Genomic DNA, 16,036 nt, shown 5'->3' with positions numbered 1-16,036 from the left:
CAGCCGGCATCCCGGTTTGCTGTGGGAGAGTTACCCTACGACCGTAAAATCGTCTGCTTTCGCGGTGCTTCGCCGCGCTACCGTCCAAATGTCCGGCCCACGCCGGCCAGCTTCATGTTGACCTTCCAGCAAATCATTCTCAAACTGCAGTCGTACTGGGCCGACAAGGGCTGCGCGCTGCTGCAACCGTACGACATGGAAGTGGGCGCGGGCACCTCGCACACCGCCACCTTCCTGCGGGCCCTCGGCCCCGAGCCCTGGAAGGCCGCCTACGTGCAGCCCAGCCGCCGCCCCAAGGACGGCCGCTATGGCGAGAACCCCAACCGCCTGCAGCACTACTACCAGTACCAGGTGGTGCTCAAGCCGGCGCCCAGCAACATCCTCGAGCTCTACCTCGGCAGCCTGGAAGCCTTGGGCTTCGACCTGAAGAAAAACGACATCCGCTTTGTCGAAGACGACTGGGAGAACCCCACGCTCGGCGCCTGGGGCCTGGGCTGGGAAGTCTGGCTCAACGGCATGGAGGTGACCCAGTTCACCTACTTCCAGCAGGTCGGCGGCATCGACTGCAAGCCCATTACCGGCGAAATTACCTACGGCCTCGAGCGCCTGGCCATGTACCTGCAGGGCGTGGACAACGTCTACAACCTCACGTGGACCGAAGGCCTGAGCTACGGCGACGTCTACAAGCAGAACGAGGTCGAGCAGTCGACCTACAACTTCGAGCACAGCGATGCCGAGTTCCTGTTCACCGCTTTCAATGCGCACGAAAAGCAGGCCAAGCACCTCATGACGGAGCAGCTTGCGCTGCCGGCCTACGAGCAGGTGCTCAAGGCCGCGCACAGCTTCAACCTGCTCGACGCGCGCGGCGCCATCAGCGTGACGGAGCGCGCCGCCTACATCGGCCGCATCCGCAACCTCGCGCGCAGCGTGGCGCAGAGCTATTACGAGAGCCGCGAACGGCTCGGTTTTCCGATGGCGCCTCGCGAGTGGGTTGCACAAATGACGAAGAAGGCGGCCTGAACGATGACGAGCGTGCAAAAGAACCTGTTGGTCGAACTCTTCGTCGAAGAGCTGCCGCCCAAGGCGCTGAAGAAGCTCGGTGACGCCTTTGCCGGCGTGCTGCGCGACCAGCTGGTGGCGCAGGGGCTCGCCGAGGCCGGTGCAGTGCTCACCGCCTACGCCTCGCCGCGCCGCCTGGCCGCACACCTCACGCACGTGGCCGGGCGTGCCGCCGACAAGGCCGTGTCGCAAAAACTCATGCCCGTGGCCGTGGGGCTCGATGCCTCGGGCCAGCCCACGCCGGCGCTGCTCAAGCGCCTGGCCGCGCTCGGTGCCGACGCTTCCGCCGTGCCCGGCCTGAAGCGCGCGATGGACGGCAAGGCCGAAGCCCTGTTCTACGAAAGCACCGCCAAGGGCGCCACGCTGACCGAAGGCCTGCAGAAGGCGCTGGCCGAATCCATCGCCAAGCTGCCGATTCCCAAGGTGATGAGCTATCAGCTCGAAAGCGGCTGCGAGCTGCCGGGCTGGAGCAGCGTGAGCTTCGTGCGCCCCGCACACGGCTTGGTGGCGCTGCATGGCGACACCGTGGTGCCCGTCGAGGCGCTGGGCCTGCATGCCGGCCGCGAGACGCACGGCCACCGCTTCGAAGCGGCGGTCGACCCGGTGGTGCTGCGCGATGCCAACAGCTACGCGCTGCAGATGCAGGACGACGGCGCGGTCATCGCGAGCTTCGAAGCCCGCCGCACCGAAATTGCGCGCCAGCTCGCGGCCGCCGCCGTGCGGGTCGGCGGCGGCACCGTGCCCATTCACGACGACGCGCTGCTCGACGAAGTGACGGCACTGGTCGAGCGCCCCAACGTGCTGGTCTGCAGCTTCGAACGTGAATTCCTCGAAGTGCCGCAGGAGTGCCTCATCCTCACGATGAAGGCCAACCAGAAGTACTTTCCGCTGCTCGACGCATCGAACAAGCTCACCAACAAGTTCCTCGTCGTCAGCAACATCAGCCCCGAGGATGCGAGCGCGGTGGTCGGCGGCAACGAGCGCGTGGTGCGCCCGCGCCTGGCCGACGCCAAGTTCTTCTTCGACCAGGACCGCAAGAAGTCATTGGCCTCGCGCGTCGATTCGCTCGGCAAGGTGGTCTATCACAACAAGCTCGGCACGCAGGGCGAACGCGTGCAGCGCGTGATGCACATCGCGCGCGGCATTGCCGAGAAGCTCGGCGATGCCACGTTGGCCGCGCAGGCCACGCAGGCCGCCCAGCTCGCCAAGGCCGACCTCGTGACCGACATGGTGGGCGAGTTCCCTGAGCTGCAGGGCACCATGGGCCGCTACTACGCGCTACACGACGGCCTCGGCGCCGCGGTGGCCGATGCCATCGAAGACCACTACAAGCCGCGCTTCGCCGGCGACGAGCTGCCGCGCAACACTATCGGCCTCGTGGTCGCGCTGGCCGACAAGCTCGAAACGCTGGTTGGCATGTTCGGCATCGGCAACCTGCCCACCGGCGACCGCGACCCGTTCGCGCTGCGCCGCCATGCATTGGGCGTGCTCCGCATGCTGATCGAGAAAGACCTCGCGTTGGGCCTGGACGCGCTGCTGCAGGACGCCGCCGCGCAGTTCAAGGGCATCACAGGCTTCGACGACAGCAAGGCCACCGTCGAACTGCAGGACTTCATTCTCGACCGCCTGGCCGGCAGCCTGCGAGAGCAGGGCGCCAGCGCGCAAGAGGTTGACGCCGTGCTGGCGCCGCGCCCGCAGCGCCTGGGCGAAGTGCCCAAGCTGCTGGCGGCTGTACGCGCCTTCGCCGCGCTGCCCGCCGCCGCCGCGCTGGCGGCCGCCAACAAGCGCATCGGCAACATCCTCAAGAAGGCTCCCGAGGCCGACGCGCACGTCAGCGAACTGCTGCTGCAGGAGCCCGCCGAGAAGGCGCTGCATGCCGCCATGGCCGAGGTCGTGCCCGCGGCCAATGCCCAGTTCGACGCCGGCGACTACACCGCTTCGCTGCAGACATTGGCCGCGCTGCGCGAGCCGGTCGATGCTTTCTTCGACGGCGTGATGGTCAATGCCGAACAGGCCGATCTTCGCCTCAACCGGCTGGGCTTGCTGATGTCGTTGCACGTCGCGATGAACCGCGTGGCGCAACTCGAACGGCTGGCGGTCTGAAGCGAAGCACGGGCTTTTTTGCCAACGCCATGAAACTCGTCATCCTCGACCGCAACGGCACGATCAACGTGCACCGCGAAGATTTCGTCAAGAGCGACATCGAGTGGACGCCGCTGCCCGGTGCACTCGAGGCCGTGGCCCGGCTCAACCATGCGGGCTGGCATGTGGTGATTGCGTCCAACCAGTCGGGCCTGGGCCGTGGCCTGTTCGACATGGCGTCGCTCAACGCCATGCACGCCAAGATGCACAAGATGCTCGCGGCCGTGGGCGGGCGGGTCGATGCGGTCTTCTACTGCCCGCACAGCCCCGACGAGGGCTGCGATTGCCGCAAGCCCGCGCCGGGCCTGTTCCGGCAGATTGCCGACCGCTACGGCATCGATCTCAAGGGCGTGCCGACCGCCGGCGACAGCCTGCGCGACCTGCAGGCCGGCGCGGCGGCCGGTTGCGAGCCGCACCTGCTGCTTACCGGCATGGGCGCCGCCTGCATCGGCGTCGACCCGCTGCCCTCCGAATACCCGGCGAACACGATGGTTCACGAGAACCTCGCCGCCTTTGTCGACTTTTTGCTTGCGCGCGAAGCGCAGGCTGCACTCCAGGTAGCTGTCTGATGGCGTTTCTCCGTTCCGTTGTCCATGCACTGTGGATGCTCGTCACCGTGGTGCCGTGGGGCATCATCATGTGCGTCAGTTCCCTCTGGAAGCGCGGCATTCCGCTCTACTGGATGGCGGTGCAGTGGCTCAGTTGGGCCATCGGCGGCGCACGCGTGCTGCTCGGCATTCAGACCCGCGTGACCGGCATGGAAAACCTGCCGACCGACAAGCTCGCCGGCGCGGTCTTGCTGGTCAAGCACCAGTCGACCTTCGAGACTTTCCTGATGCCCACGCTGATGCCGCACCCGCTGGCCTTCGTGTTCAAGAAGGAGCTGATCTACGTGCCCTTCTTCGGCTGGGCCATGGCCCGGCTCGACATGATCCACATCGACCGCAGCCAGCGCGCGCAGGCGTTCAACAAGGTGGTGAACCAGGGCCGCAAGCTGCTCGCGCAGGGCATCTGGATCATCATGTTTCCCGAAGGCACCCGCATTCCGCGCGGCCAGAAGGGCACCTACAAGAGCGGCGGCACGCGGCTCGCGTGCGAAACCGGCGTGCCCGTCATCCCCGTCGCCGTCACTTCGGCGAAGGTGTGGCCGCGCAAGGCTTTCATCAAGCGCCCCGGCGTGGTCGACGTGTCGATCGGCCCGGCCATCCCCAGCGTCGGCCGCAAGCCCGATGAACTGATGCGCGAAGTCGAAGCCTGGATCGAATCCGAGATGCGCCGGCTCGACCCCGAGGCCTACCGCGACAGCCCGCCGCTGCAGGCAGCGCAAGAAGTGCACTGAAGAGAAAGCCCGAGATGCGGGGACTGCTTCAGTTCACGATGGATCTGTTCGACGGGTTGGGCAACGAGTTTGCGCCGGCCCAGCCGTCCGCGCCTCGGCCGAGGAAGGTCAGGAAAAAGGCGGCGCCGCCTGTCGTCGTGGCGCCTCCCGTGGTCGTCGATGCGCCGCCGCAAGACAAGGCCGATCACGCGGCCCCCGCGCTGCCCGCCATCCCGCTGCGCGACACGCTGGCGCTCGCAAGCTTCGTGCATCCCCAGGCCACGCGCGAAGCGGTGCTGGGTTCGGCGCGCGTGGCCTATGAGTTCAAGCGCGGCAAGCGCAAGACCATCGGGTTCCTGGTCGGCGCCGAAGGCTTGTCGGTGCGCGCGCCGCGCTGGGTCACGCTGCGCGATGTCGATGCCGCCATCCAGGAAAAGGCCGACTGGATCATTCGCAAGCTGCTGGAAACGCGGCAACGCCACGCACGCGTCGAGGCCACGCGCATCGAGTGGAAAGACGGCGCCGAATTTCCTTTCATGGGTGAGACGGTCGTGATCCGCCTGGATCCGAAGCATGGCTTCGCAAGCGTCGGCGGCACGCTCGATGCGGGAGACGACGGCACCGGCCCGCGCATCTTGCGCCTGGCCGTGGCGCAGAACGCCGAGCCGTCCCAGATCCGCGACGCCGCCCAGGCCTGGCTCATGCGGCAGGCGCGGCGGTTGTTCATCGAACGGCTCGATCACTTCGCGCCGCGGCTCGGGGTGCGGTGGCAGAAGCTGTCGTTGTCGAATGCCGCTACGCGATGGGGGAGTGCGAGTGCGGATGGGTCGATTCGACTGAACTGGCGGTTGATTCACTTTCGCCTGCCGGTGATCGACTATGTGGTTGCGCATGAGCTGGCGCATCTGCGGGTGATGGATCACTCGCATCGGTTCTGGGAGACGGTGGAGAGTGTGGTGCCGGACTATGACTTGCTGCGGCAGCAGTTGAAGGATGAGGCTGTGCCTCGCTGGGGCTGATTTTTCTTGGTTTTTTTTTGATTCCGAGGCCGGGATTCCGCCCGGCGGCGGACTCACTTTCTTTTGCTTCGCCAAAAGAAAGTAAGCAAAGAAAAGGCGACCCCACTGTCTGCGACCCCTGCGCTGCGCTACGGGGCAACCTGCGGTGCTCGCGTTTCGCGGGGTCCGCAGAACTCGCTTCGCTCAAACAGCTGCGGCCCTGATCCGCGAAACCCTCCGCTCCTCGGCGCATACAGAGGGGCTTGGAAACCGAACGGGCCTTTGCTTCGCTCGGCCACCAGGCCCCTGCGGCGCTGCGCGCCGCGGGGGGCGGGATTGGCTGTTGGTCTTGGGGCCGAGCGAGAGCGAAGGCTGCCCGTTCCCACCCCTTCTGTATGCGCTGAGGAGCGCAGATGGAGGCGGGATCAGGGCCGCAGCTGTTTGAGCGAAGCGAGTTCTGCGGACCCCCGCCGGAGTCGAGCACCGCAGGTTGCCCGTAGCGCAGCGAAGGGACGCAGACAGTAGGGGTCGCCTTTCTTTGCTTACTTTCTTTGGCGAAGCAAAGAAAGTGAGTCGCCCGCCGGGGCGAGACCCGGCCTCGGAACCCAAAAAAACCAAAGAAGCAAACAAACTCAACGCGCGTGCGTAACCCCCCCATCCACCACCAACGTAGACCCCATCACATAGTCCCCCGCCCGAGAGGCCAAATAAATAGCCGCCCCAGCCATATCCTCGGCCACCCCGATGCGCCCCGCAGGAATCCGCTCCTTCACCTCATCCCCATGATCACGCGCCAGCTTGTTCATGTCCGAAGCAAACGCCCCCGGCGCAATCGCACTCACCACGATCCGCTCTTGCGCGAGCCGCAGCGCCATGCGCCGCGTCAGCTGAATCAACCCGGCCTTGCTCGCCGCATACGAATAAGTCTCCTGCGGGTTCACCGAAATCCCGTCGATCGAAGCAATGTTGATGACCTTCGCCAAATGATCGGTCGCCGCCTTCTTGAGCATCGGCGTCAACGCCTTGGTCAGGAAGAAGGGCGTCTTCAGGTTCAGGTCCACCACCTTGTCCCAGCCGCTCTCCGGAAACTCGTCGTACGGCGCGCCCCACGCCGCACCGGCGTTGTTGACCAGGATGTCGAGCGAGTCTTCATGCCTGGCATAGGCATCGACCAGCGCCTGCGCACCTTCCAGGGTGGACACGTCGGCCGGCAGCGACACGCATTGCCCGAAGGCCGAAAGCTCCTTGGCGGTCTGGTCGCAGGCTGCGGCCTTGCGGGCCGAGATGTACACGCGCGCGCCCTGGGCGAGGAAGCCCTCGGCGATCATGCGGCCGATGCCGCGCGAGCCGCCGGTGATCAAGGCGCTGCGGCCCTTCAGCGAGAAGAGTTGGGTGGTGTCCATGGTGCAGGTGTCTCCTGAATGAAATGACGAAGGATTTCAGGAAACGAGCTTAGTGCGCCGCGTGCGGGCGGTGCGTCACCTTGGCGGCAGCGAAAGGCTCCGGGGGCTCGTGAAAGTGCGCAGCTCGCCGCTCACGGGGTCTTGAAACGCCACCGACTTGGCCAGCAGCTGCAAGGGCTTGTCGAAGTCGTCGCTGTCGGGCGGCAGCAGCGTGGGGTAGATCGGGTCGTTGACGATCGGCATGCCCAGCGCCATGCAGTGCACCCGCAGCTGGTGCTTGCGGCCGGTAATAGGCGAAAGCTTCAGCAGGGCATGGCCGCCCGCGGCCTGTTCCACGAGGATGCGCGTTTCCGAATTGGGCTCACCGGCTTCTTCCTTCACGCGCATGAAATGTTCGTCGTCGACCAGCCGGCTGCGGTAGGTGCCGGGCACCGACGACACGCCCGGTTGCCACGGCACCACCGCCTCGTAATGCTTGGCGATGCGGCGCTCGGGAAACATGGCCTGGTAGGCGCCGCGCGTTTCGGGGCGCACCGAAAACAGCACCAGCCCCGCCGTGCTGCGGTCGATGCGGTGCAGCGGCACCAGGTCGTCGAGCTTCAGCTTGCGCTTGAGCCTCACCAGCAGGCTTTCCTGCAAATACTTGCCGGTGGGCGTCACGGGCAGGAAGGGCGGCTTGTCGACCACGACGAGCTGGTCGTCCTGGAACAGCACCTGTTCGTCGAACGGAATGCGCACCTCGGCATCGAGCGTGCGGTAGTAGTACACGCGCAGCGGCGCCTGGTAGCGGCGCTGCGCGGTCACGGGCGCGCCGTGCTCGTCGACTACATCGTTGGCTTCGATGCGTGCCATCCACGCATCGCGGGTGATCGCCGGAAAGCGTTCGATCAAAAAATCGACGATGGTGGGCCAGGGGCCTTGCGGCAAACCGACGCAACTTGGGCCGACCCCGTCGCGCGTGGGCAGCGGCAAGCGCTGGCTCGTCATTGCGAGAGCTCGCCCTGGAGCAGCGACAACGCCTCGGCGAACGACGGCCGCGCGGCCGCGTCGGGCTGCATGCAGCGGTCTTTCAAGGCGGCCAAGGCTTGCGGCGATGCGTCGCTGCAGCGGTCGAGCAGTTCTTCCAGCAGGCAGCCAAAGGCGCGCATCTCCAGCCGTTGCAACGCCTCGGCTTGCGCCGGCTCGAGCGCGCCGGTCATCCAGGCTGCGCCAAAGTCGCCGAGCAACCCGCCGCCCTGTGCACTCCACAGGATGTTGTGCGCGTAGAGGTCGCCGTGCAGGATGCCGCGCGCATGCAGGTGCCGCATGGCGGAAGCGATGTCGCGCGCAATGCGCAAGGCCACGTCGGAAGTCCATTGCGCATCGGCCGCATAGACATCGCGCGTGCACGACGCCAGGCTCGGCGGCCCCGCGAGCGTGCGAAAAGAGGGGTCGACCAGCGCCATGACCAGGCCTTCGATGCCTTCAGGGTGGCCGTCGATCCGGCTTTGCGCGGCAATCAGGGTCGGGTGCGCGCCGGCCGCGATGCTCGCGGCCATTTCGCTGTGCGGCCAGCCGTCGCTCGTCACGGCGCCCTTGAACAGCTTGACGGCCACGGGCTGCGATGCCGCGCCGAGCGTTGCTTGATGAATGACGCCCGATGCGCCTTCGCCGAGCTTCGGGCCCAGCGTCAGGTCGCGCCAGTCGATGTGCGGCACGGATTGCGCCGCAATGGCGGCGTCTTCCGCCTGCGCATCGAAAGGATTGCCAGCGCCTGCAAGCCACGAAAGGCGCGGCAGCGAGAGCAGCCACCCGGGCAGCGCCTCGAAGCGGTTGGCCGAGATGCGCAGCAGTTCGAGCTGGCTGCAGGCCGCCAGCGATTCCGGCAGCGCGCCCAGTCGATTGCCGGCGAGCATGAGCTTCTGCATTTGCGTGCACTGGCCGATGGCCTCGGGCAACGTCTCGACCTGGTTGTCCGTCAGGATCAGCCAGCGCAAAGAGGGCAATTGCAGCGCGGCAGCGGGCACGGTGCGGATGCGGTTGGCCTTGAAGCCGACCATCTCCAGGCCTTGGCATTGCCCGATGGATTCGGGCAGCTGCGTGAAGCGGTTGTCGGAGCAGAACAGCACGCGCAGGCGGTGCAGCCGGCCCAGATCGCCGGGCAACGCATTGAGCGCGTTGCCCGAAAGGTTCAGTACCTCGAGCGAATCCGCCAGGTCATAAATCTCGCGCGGAAACTCCGTGAGTCCGCACGAGAGATCGATTCGTTTGGCGCCAGCCAGCCGGCCGGCACGCAGCTCAGCCAGCGTGTCCATCCGGCGAGTCTAAATCCCTAGGCCGCGGCGCTGCGGGCGCCGAAGCGGTAGACGCCGTCCTTGCCCAGTTCGCGCCTGAGCTGGCCCGAGAACCACAGCAGGTGCAGGTGCGCCACCGTCTCGCCCATGGCGAAGGTCATCTGGTGCAGGTCGAGTTCGCGCTTGAACAGAATGGGCAGGCCTTCGGCCGCAGTCAGAGGGCGGGCCGTGCAGGCTTCGAGCAGTTCGGCCAAGCGGTCGCGGTGGTGCTCCTGCAGTTGGTCCACGCGGCGGTGAATGCCGGTGAACGGCTTGCCGTGCGAAGGCAGGCCCAGCGTGTCGGCGGGCAGCGCTTTGAACTTGTCGATGCTGTCCAGGAAGAGCCGCAGCGAGTTGGCTTCGGGCTCGCCCGAATGCACGCTCACGTTGGTGGAAATGCGCGGCAGCATCATGTCGCCGCCCAGCAGCAGCTTCAGCTCGTCGCAGTAGAGCGCAATGTGCTCGGGCGCATGGCCGTAGCCGCTGATGCAGCGCCAAGCGTGGCCGTTGATCGTGACCGTGTCGCCGTCCATCATGCGCGTGAAGCGCTCGGGAACCGAAGGCACCATGTTGGCGTAGTAGTTGGTGCGGGCGCGAATCTTGGCGACCGCCTCCGGATCGGTCAGGCCATGCGACGCAAAGAAGTTGGCCGCCTGGTCGCCGCCGGCCAGCGTGTCGCCGGCAGAGGTCAGCACGCGGGCCACGTGGTAGTCCGTCGAGCTGATCCACAGCGGCGCGTTCCAGCGCTTGCACAGCCAGTCGGCCAGGCCGATGTGGTCGGGATGCATGTGCGTGACGATCACGCGCAGGATCGGCAGGCCCTGCAGCTGCGTTTCGAACACCCGCTCCCACTGCGCGCGGGCTTCGTCGTGCGCAATGCAGCAGTCGACCACCGTCCAGCCCTCGACCCCGTCGAGGCTGTCGCGCAGCAGCCAGAGGTTGATGTGGTCGAGCGCAAACGGCAGCCGCATGCGGATCCATCGCACGCCCGGCGCGACTTCCAGTGCTTCGCCGGGGGCGGGCAGGGTGTCGCCCAGGGGGTAGTGGAGTTCGCGTTCGAGGAGGTTCATGTAAGATTGACGTTTACGTAAACGTCATGGGTTAAGGGCACCATTGTAGGGAGACCGGGGAAAACCTGCTGTCGCCATCGCAACGCCCCTCCAGACGGCTTTTTCGACCGATTCCAGCCACATGTCCGCGCAAACCTTCACCATCAGCCAGCTCGCGAAGGAGTTCGACCTCACGACGCGCGCCATCCGCTTCTATGAAGACATGGGGCTGCTGACGCCGGAGCGGGCCGGCATGCAGCGCGTCTACAGCGCGCGCGACCGGGCGCGGCTCACGCTCACGCTGCGCGCCAAGCGCCTCGGCCTGAGCCTGACCGAGGCCAAGGAAATCCTCGACATGTACGACAGCCCGCGCGACACCGTGGCGCAGCTGCAGAAGTTTCTCGGCGTGCTCGGCGCGCACCGGGCCCAGTTGGAAGAGCAGCTTGACGAACTGCAGGCCAACCTGGCGGAAGTGCGCGAGCACGAGAAAAAGGGCCGCGCGGCCCTGGCCAAGGCCCAGAGAGCGGCCAAGACGGCCTGAAATACCGCATCGAATCACGACTCATCGACAATCATGCCCATGTCCGACACTCTTGATGACCTGTTTGCCCACAACCGTGCCTGGTCCGCACAAATGGAACGCGACCGGCCCGGCTTCTTCACCAGCCTGGTGAAGCAGCAGACGCCGCGCTACATGTGGATCGGCTGTTCCGACAGCCGCGTGCCCGCCAACCAGATCACCGGCCTGGAGCCCGGCGAAGTGTTCGTGCACCGCAATGTCGCCAACATCGTGGTGCATTCCGACCTGAACGCGCTCTCGGCCATTCAATTCGCGGTCGAGCACCTGAAGGTCGAGCACATCATGGTGGTCGGCCACTACGGCTGCGCCGGCGTCAAGGCGGCGCTCAGCGGCAAGCGCATCGGCCTGGCCGACAATTGGATTCGCCACATCCAGGACGTGCGCGACCGCCATAGCGTGATGATCGAGAGCCTGCCCGAAGAAGTGCGCGTCGATGCGCTGTGCGAGCTCAACGTGGCCGAGCAGGTGGTCAACGTGGCTGTCAGCACCGTCATGGTCGATGCCTGGGGCCGCGGCCAGAAGGTCAAGATCCACGGCTGGACCTTCGGCGTGCACGACGGCCTGCTGCAGGACCTGGGCCTGGACGTCGACGGCGCCAAGCCGCTCGACGCGGTGTACAAGGCCGCGGTGCAACGCATCCGCTACAAGTGGAGCAAGCCGCTGAACATCTCGCCGTCCGCCCAGGCCGGTGCCGACGGAACCGAAACCGCCGAAGCCGTCCCGGTTGTCCAGACCGGGGAAAGCAGCGAAACGAAAACCGGCTGAAGCCATGTTCCCGCAGCGCCTCGATTCACCGCTGGCTTACGACATCGCCAAGGCGATGATCGATGGATTCAATCGCCACTACAGCTTGTTTCGCGCTGAATCGGCGCGCGCCAAGCATCGCTTCGAAACGGCCGACTGGCACGGCCAGCAACGCGCGCAGCGCGAGCGCATCGAATTCTATGACCTGCGCGTGAACGAGGCCGTGGCCCGGCTCGAGAAAGAATTCAAGGCCGGCGACCAGCCGATGGAGGTGTGGCACCAGGTCAAGCTGCACTTCATCGGCCTTTTGGTGGACCACCACCAGCCCGAACTGGCCGAGAGTTTCTTCAACTCGGTGACCACGAAGATCCTGCATCGCGCTTATTTCCAGAACGACTTCATCTTCGTTCGGCCGGCCATCAGCACCGAGTACATCGAGCCGCGCGGCGCGCCCACCTATCGGCCCTACTACCCCTCGCACGACACGCTGGCCGACACCATCGAACAGATGCTCGACGACTATGCGCTGCAGGGCACTTTCGCCAACAAGCGGCGCGATGCCGAGCGCGTGGCGCACGCCATCATGGGGCGCTTTCACCAGGTGAAGCTGCGCGCCAATTTCCAGATCCAGGTGCTCTCGGGGCTCTTCTATCGGAACAAGGGCGCCTACGTGGTCGGCAAGATCATGAACGGCTTCGTCGAGCTCCCGTTCTCGCTGCCGATATTGCACGACAGCCACGGCAAGTTCTATGTGGATGCGGTGCTTTTCGGCGAAGACGACCTGCAGATGCTCTTCAGCTTTGCGCGCGCCTACTTCATGGTCGACATGGAGGTGCCTTCGGCCTGCGTGCAGTTCCTGCGCTCGCTCATGCCGCGCAAGCCGCGCGCCGAAATCTACAACGCGCTGGGCCTCGCAAAGCAGGGCAAGACGCTGTTCTACCGCGACTTTCTTTCGCACCTGAACTACTCGAGCGACCGCTTCCGCATTGCGCCCGGCATCAAGGGCATGGTCATGCTGGTGTTCGACCTGCCTTCGTTTCCGTTCGTCTTCAAGGTCATCAAGGATTTCTATCCACCGCAGAAGGACACCACGCGCGAGCAGATCAAGGGCAAGTACATGCTCGTGAAGCAGCACGACCGCGTGGGCCGCATGGCCGACACGCTGGAGTACAGCGACGTGGGCTTTCCGCTCGACCGCTTCGAACCCGAGCTGATCGAGGAAATCCAGAAGTTCGCGCCCAGCCAACTCGAAGTCGGCGACCGCGACGGCAACGGGGAGATGGAGGTGGTGCTCAAGCACGTCTACATCGAGCGCCGCATGATTCCGCTCAACATCTTCCTGCAGGAAGCCTTCGACACGATCGCGAACCCGGAAAGCCCGGCCCATGCCAAGCGCGCGAAGGAGCAGCTCGAGCACGCGGTCGTCGAATACGGCAACGCCATCAAGGACATGGTGGCGGCCAACATCTTTCCCGGCGACATGCTGTGGAAGAACTTCGGTGTCACGCGCGGCGGCAAGGTCGTGTTCTACGACTACGACGAAATCGAATACATCACCGATTGCCAGTTCCGCAGGGTGCCCGCGGCGCGCAACGAGGAAGACGAGATGAGCGGCGAGGTCTGGTATTCGGTCGGCCCGAAGGACGTGTTTCCCGAAACCTTCGAACCCTTCCTGCTCGGCAACAGCGACGTGCGCGCGGCCTTCATGGCGCACCATGCCGACCTGCTCGACGCTGCCTTCTGGCAGCACCACAAGGAACGCATCGAGGCCGGCCAGATGCTCGACGTGTTCCCGTACGAAGAATCGCAGCGCTTTCAGCACGAAGGCCATGCAACCCATTTTTGATTGAGCCCCGGTCCACCGCGACCCCTTTCAACTTTCCGAAGGAGACCACCATGTCCGAATCCATCGTCATCGTCGGCGCCGCCCGCACCCCCATGGGGAGCTTCCAGGGCGACTTTTCTTCCCTCTCCGCGCACGACCTCGGCGGCGCCGCCATCAAGGCCGCGGTGGAGCGCGCAGGCATTGCGCCCGACAGCGTCGGCGAAGTGCTGTTCGGCAACTGCCTGATGGCCGGCCAGGGGCAGGCGCCGGCCCGCCAGGCTGCCTACAAGGGCGGCCTGCCCGACAGCGCGGGCGCGGTCACGCTCAGCAAGATGTGCGGCTCGGCCATGAAGGCCGCCATGTTCGCGCACGACCTCCTGCTGGCCGGCACGCACGACGTGATGGTGGCCGGCGGCATGGAAAGCATGACCAATGCGCCCTACCTCATGCTCAAGGGCCGTGGTGGCTACCGCATGGGCCACGACCGCATCTTCGACCACATGATGCTCGACGGCCTGGAAGACGCCTACCAGCCGGGCCGCTCGATGGGCACCTTCGGTGAAGACTGCGCCGCCAAGTACAAGTTCACGCGCGAGCAGCAGGACGCCTTCGCCATTGCCAGCGTGCAGCGCGCCAAGGCGGCCACCGAATCCGGCGCGTTCAAGGACGAGATCACGCCCGTGACCGTGAAGGGCCGCGGCGGCGACACCGTCATTTCCATCGACGAAGGCCCGGGCAAGGTCAAGCTCGACAAGATCGCCACGCTCAAGCCCGCGTTCAAGAAAGAGAACGGCACCATCACCGCCGCATCGAGCTCGTCGATCAACGACGGCGCTGCGGCGCTGGTGATGATGACCGAATCGCATGCGAAGAAGATCGGCGCCAAGCCCATCGCGCGCATCGTCGGCCATGCCACACATGCGCAGCAGCCCGAGTGGTTCTCCACCGCGCCGGTGGGCGCCGTGGCCAAGCTGTTCAAGAAGACCGGCTGGACGGTCAGGGATGTCGATCTGTGGGAAGTGAACGAAGCTTTCGCGGTAGTGCCCATGGCGCTGATGCATGAGCTCGACGTGTCGCACGAGATCGTCAACGTGAACGGCGGCGCCTGCGCGCTGGGCCATCCCATCGGCGCCAGCGGCGCGCGCATCATGGTCACGCTCATTCATGCGCTGAAGGCGCGCGGCAAGAAGCGCGGCGTGGCCACGCTGTGCATCGGCGGAGGCGAAGGCACCGCCGTGGCACTCGAATTGCTCTGATAAAAACGACCGCCACAAGCGCCCCCTTGCCGGGGCGCTTCGTGGTTTTTTCTACGAATACAGCAGACGCCAGGAGGTTCTACATGCGCCCATTCACTCAACGTACCGTCATGGCGGCCTTGCTGGCCGGCGCCTTCTTGGCGCCCGCGGCCGGCTGGGCGCAGAAGCGCGACAACGTGCTGTTCCAGGCGGCCACCGATGCGCAGCCCGCCGTGCTCAAGACGCTGGAGCAGCTCGTCAACATCGAAACCGGCACCGGCGATGCCGAAGGCATTGCGGCCGCGGGAAACTACCTCGAGGCCGAACTCAAGAACCTCGGCTTTACGGTCACGCGCAGCAAGTCCGCCGGCCTCGTGGTGGGCGACAACATCGTCGGCAAGATCAAGGGCAGGGGCGGAAAGAACCTGCTGCTGATGTCGCACATGGACACGGTGTACCTCAAGGGCACGCTCGCGAAGGCGCCGTTCCGCATCGAGGGCACCAAGGCCTACGGCCCCGGCATTGCAGACGACAAGGGCGGCAACGCCGTCATCCTGCACACGCTGAAGCTGCTCAAGGACTACGGCGTGCGCGACTACGGCACCATCACCGTGCTCTTCAACACCGACGAGGAAAAAGGCTCCTTCGGCTCGCGCGACCTGATCCAGGAAGAAGCCAAGCAGGCCGACTACGTGCTTTCGTTCGAGCCCACCTCGGCAGGTGACGAGAAGCTCTCGCTGGGTACTTCGGGCATTGCGTATGTGCAGGTCAACATCACCGGCAAGGCCTCGCACGCCGGCGCCGCGCCAGACCTGGGCGTGAACGCACTCGTGGAGGCGTCCGACCTCGTGCTGCGCACCATGAGCATCGACGACAAGGCCAAGCACCTGCGCTTCAACTGGACCATCGCCAAGGCCGGCAGCGTGTCGAACATCATTCCCGCCAGCGCCACGCTCAATGCCGACGTGCGCTACGCGCAAAACGAAGACTTCGAAGCCGCCATGAAGACGCTGGAAGAAAAGGCGCAGCAGAAGAAGCTGCCCGAATCCGACGTCAAGGTGGTGATCACGCGCGGCCGCCCGGCCTTCAATGCGGGCGAAGGCGGCAAGAAACTCGTCGAGAAGGCCGTGGCCTTCTACAAGGAAGCGGGCGGCACGCTGGGCGTTGAAGAACGCACCGGCGGTGGCACCGACGCGGCCTACGCGGCGCTTTCGGGCAAGCCGGTGATCGAAAGCCTGGGCCTGCCGGGTTTCGGTTATCACAGCGACAAGGCCGAATACGTGGACATCAGCGCCATTCCAAGGCGCCTGTACATGGCCGCGCGGCTCATCATGGACCTGGGCGCCGGCAAGTAAGACGCAACAAGAAAAA

Annotated in this window: 14 protein-coding genes; 10 read left to right on the top strand and 4 right to left on the bottom strand. The window is 65.5% G+C overall.

Annotated features, from left to right (window positions below; all coding sequences use genetic code 11):
• Nucleotides 1-114 precede the first annotated feature (114 nt).
• From glyQ to ABIC94_RS20605, 5 genes are read left to right on the top strand one after another with little or no spacing between them, the layout of a single operon-like run.
• Nucleotides 115-1,020: a glycine--tRNA ligase subunit alpha gene (glyQ, locus tag ABIC94_RS20625; RefSeq protein WP_307698999.1), complete on the top strand. Its 906-nt coding sequence runs from the start codon at nt 115-117 to the stop codon at nt 1,018-1,020.
• A gap of 3 nt (nt 1,021-1,023) precedes the next feature.
• Nucleotides 1,024-3,162 (top strand): glycine--tRNA ligase subunit beta, encoded by a 2,139-nt coding sequence (glyS, locus tag ABIC94_RS20620; RefSeq protein WP_354374841.1) that lies wholly within the window; start codon nt 1,024-1,026, stop codon nt 3,160-3,162.
• Between the two features lie 29 nt (nt 3,163-3,191).
• Nucleotides 3,192-3,770, top strand: coding sequence for a D-glycero-beta-D-manno-heptose 1,7-bisphosphate 7-phosphatase (gmhB, locus tag ABIC94_RS20615; protein ID WP_354374840.1), 579 nt, complete (start codon nt 3,192-3,194; stop codon nt 3,768-3,770).
• The gene (locus tag ABIC94_RS20610; protein WP_354374838.1) at nt 3,770-4,540 is read left to right on the top strand and encodes a lysophospholipid acyltransferase family protein; all 771 of its coding nucleotides are present in this window, start codon (nt 3,770-3,772) and stop codon (nt 4,538-4,540) included. Before gmhB ends, ABIC94_RS20610 begins: the two co-directional genes overlap by 1 nt.
• A gap of 14 nt (nt 4,541-4,554) precedes the next feature.
• A complete protein-coding gene (locus ABIC94_RS20605) occupies nt 4,555-5,538 on the top strand; it encodes a M48 family metallopeptidase (RefSeq protein ID WP_436318065.1) in 984 nt (327 codons plus the stop codon).
• A 611-nt stretch (nt 5,539-6,149) separates the two neighbouring features.
• Here the strand turns inward: ABIC94_RS20605 and ABIC94_RS20600 are convergent.
• From ABIC94_RS20600 to ABIC94_RS20585, 4 genes are all read right to left on the bottom strand, one after another.
• Nucleotides 6,150-6,920 carry an SDR family oxidoreductase gene (locus ABIC94_RS20600; protein WP_354374837.1) on the bottom strand — a complete coding sequence of 257 codons (771 nt, stop codon included), beginning with the start codon at nt 6,918-6,920 and terminating at the stop codon, nt 6,150-6,152.
• A gap of 75 nt (nt 6,921-6,995) precedes the next feature.
• On the bottom strand, nt 6,996-7,907 hold the full coding sequence (locus ABIC94_RS20595; RefSeq protein WP_354374836.1) for a pseudouridine synthase: 912 nt from the start codon (nt 7,905-7,907) through the stop codon (nt 6,996-6,998).
• Nucleotides 7,904-9,214, bottom strand: coding sequence for a leucine-rich repeat-containing protein kinase family protein (locus ABIC94_RS20590; RefSeq protein WP_354374835.1), 1,311 nt, complete (start codon nt 9,212-9,214; stop codon nt 7,904-7,906). The genes ABIC94_RS20595 and ABIC94_RS20590 overlap by 4 nt, the downstream gene beginning before the upstream one ends.
• A 17-nt stretch (nt 9,215-9,231) precedes the next feature.
• On the bottom strand, nt 9,232-10,302 hold the full coding sequence (locus ABIC94_RS20585; protein ID WP_354374834.1) for an MBL fold metallo-hydrolase: 1,071 nt from the start codon (nt 10,300-10,302) through the stop codon (nt 9,232-9,234).
• Between the two features lie 121 nt (nt 10,303-10,423).
• On the opposite strand from ABIC94_RS20585, the gene ABIC94_RS20580 reads away from it, so the two are divergent.
• The 5 genes from ABIC94_RS20580 to ABIC94_RS20560 all read left to right on the top strand — a co-directional run bounded on the left by ABIC94_RS20580 (nt 10,424) and on the right by ABIC94_RS20560 (nt 16,020).
• The gene (locus tag ABIC94_RS20580; protein ID WP_354374833.1) at nt 10,424-10,822 is read left to right on the top strand and encodes a MerR family transcriptional regulator; all 399 of its coding nucleotides are present in this window, start codon (nt 10,424-10,426) and stop codon (nt 10,820-10,822) included.
• Between the two features lie 39 nt (nt 10,823-10,861).
• Nucleotides 10,862-11,626 (top strand): carbonate dehydratase, encoded by a 765-nt coding sequence (can, locus tag ABIC94_RS20575; RefSeq protein ID WP_436318064.1) that lies wholly within the window; start codon nt 10,862-10,864, stop codon nt 11,624-11,626.
• A gap of 4 nt (nt 11,627-11,630) precedes the next feature.
• The gene (gene aceK, locus ABIC94_RS20570) at nt 11,631-13,451 is read left to right on the top strand and encodes a bifunctional isocitrate dehydrogenase kinase/phosphatase (protein ID WP_354374831.1); all 1,821 of its coding nucleotides are present in this window, start codon (nt 11,631-11,633) and stop codon (nt 13,449-13,451) included.
• Nucleotides 13,452-13,501: 50 nt separating this feature from the next.
• Nucleotides 13,502-14,686 (top strand): acetyl-CoA C-acyltransferase, encoded by a 1,185-nt coding sequence (locus ABIC94_RS20565; protein ID WP_354374830.1) that lies wholly within the window; start codon nt 13,502-13,504, stop codon nt 14,684-14,686.
• Between the two features lie 83 nt (nt 14,687-14,769).
• Nucleotides 14,770-16,020 (top strand): glutamate carboxypeptidase, encoded by a 1,251-nt coding sequence (locus ABIC94_RS20560; RefSeq protein ID WP_354374829.1) that lies wholly within the window; start codon nt 14,770-14,772, stop codon nt 16,018-16,020.
• Nucleotides 16,021-16,036: the final 16 nt, after the last annotated feature.

Origin of the sequence: Variovorax paradoxus (assembly GCF_040544635.1) — a bacterium.
GTDB classification, from domain to species: domain Bacteria; phylum Pseudomonadota; class Gammaproteobacteria; order Burkholderiales; family Burkholderiaceae_C; genus Variovorax; species Variovorax paradoxus_R.
This window is presented reverse-complemented; position numbering and strand designations above follow the sequence as displayed.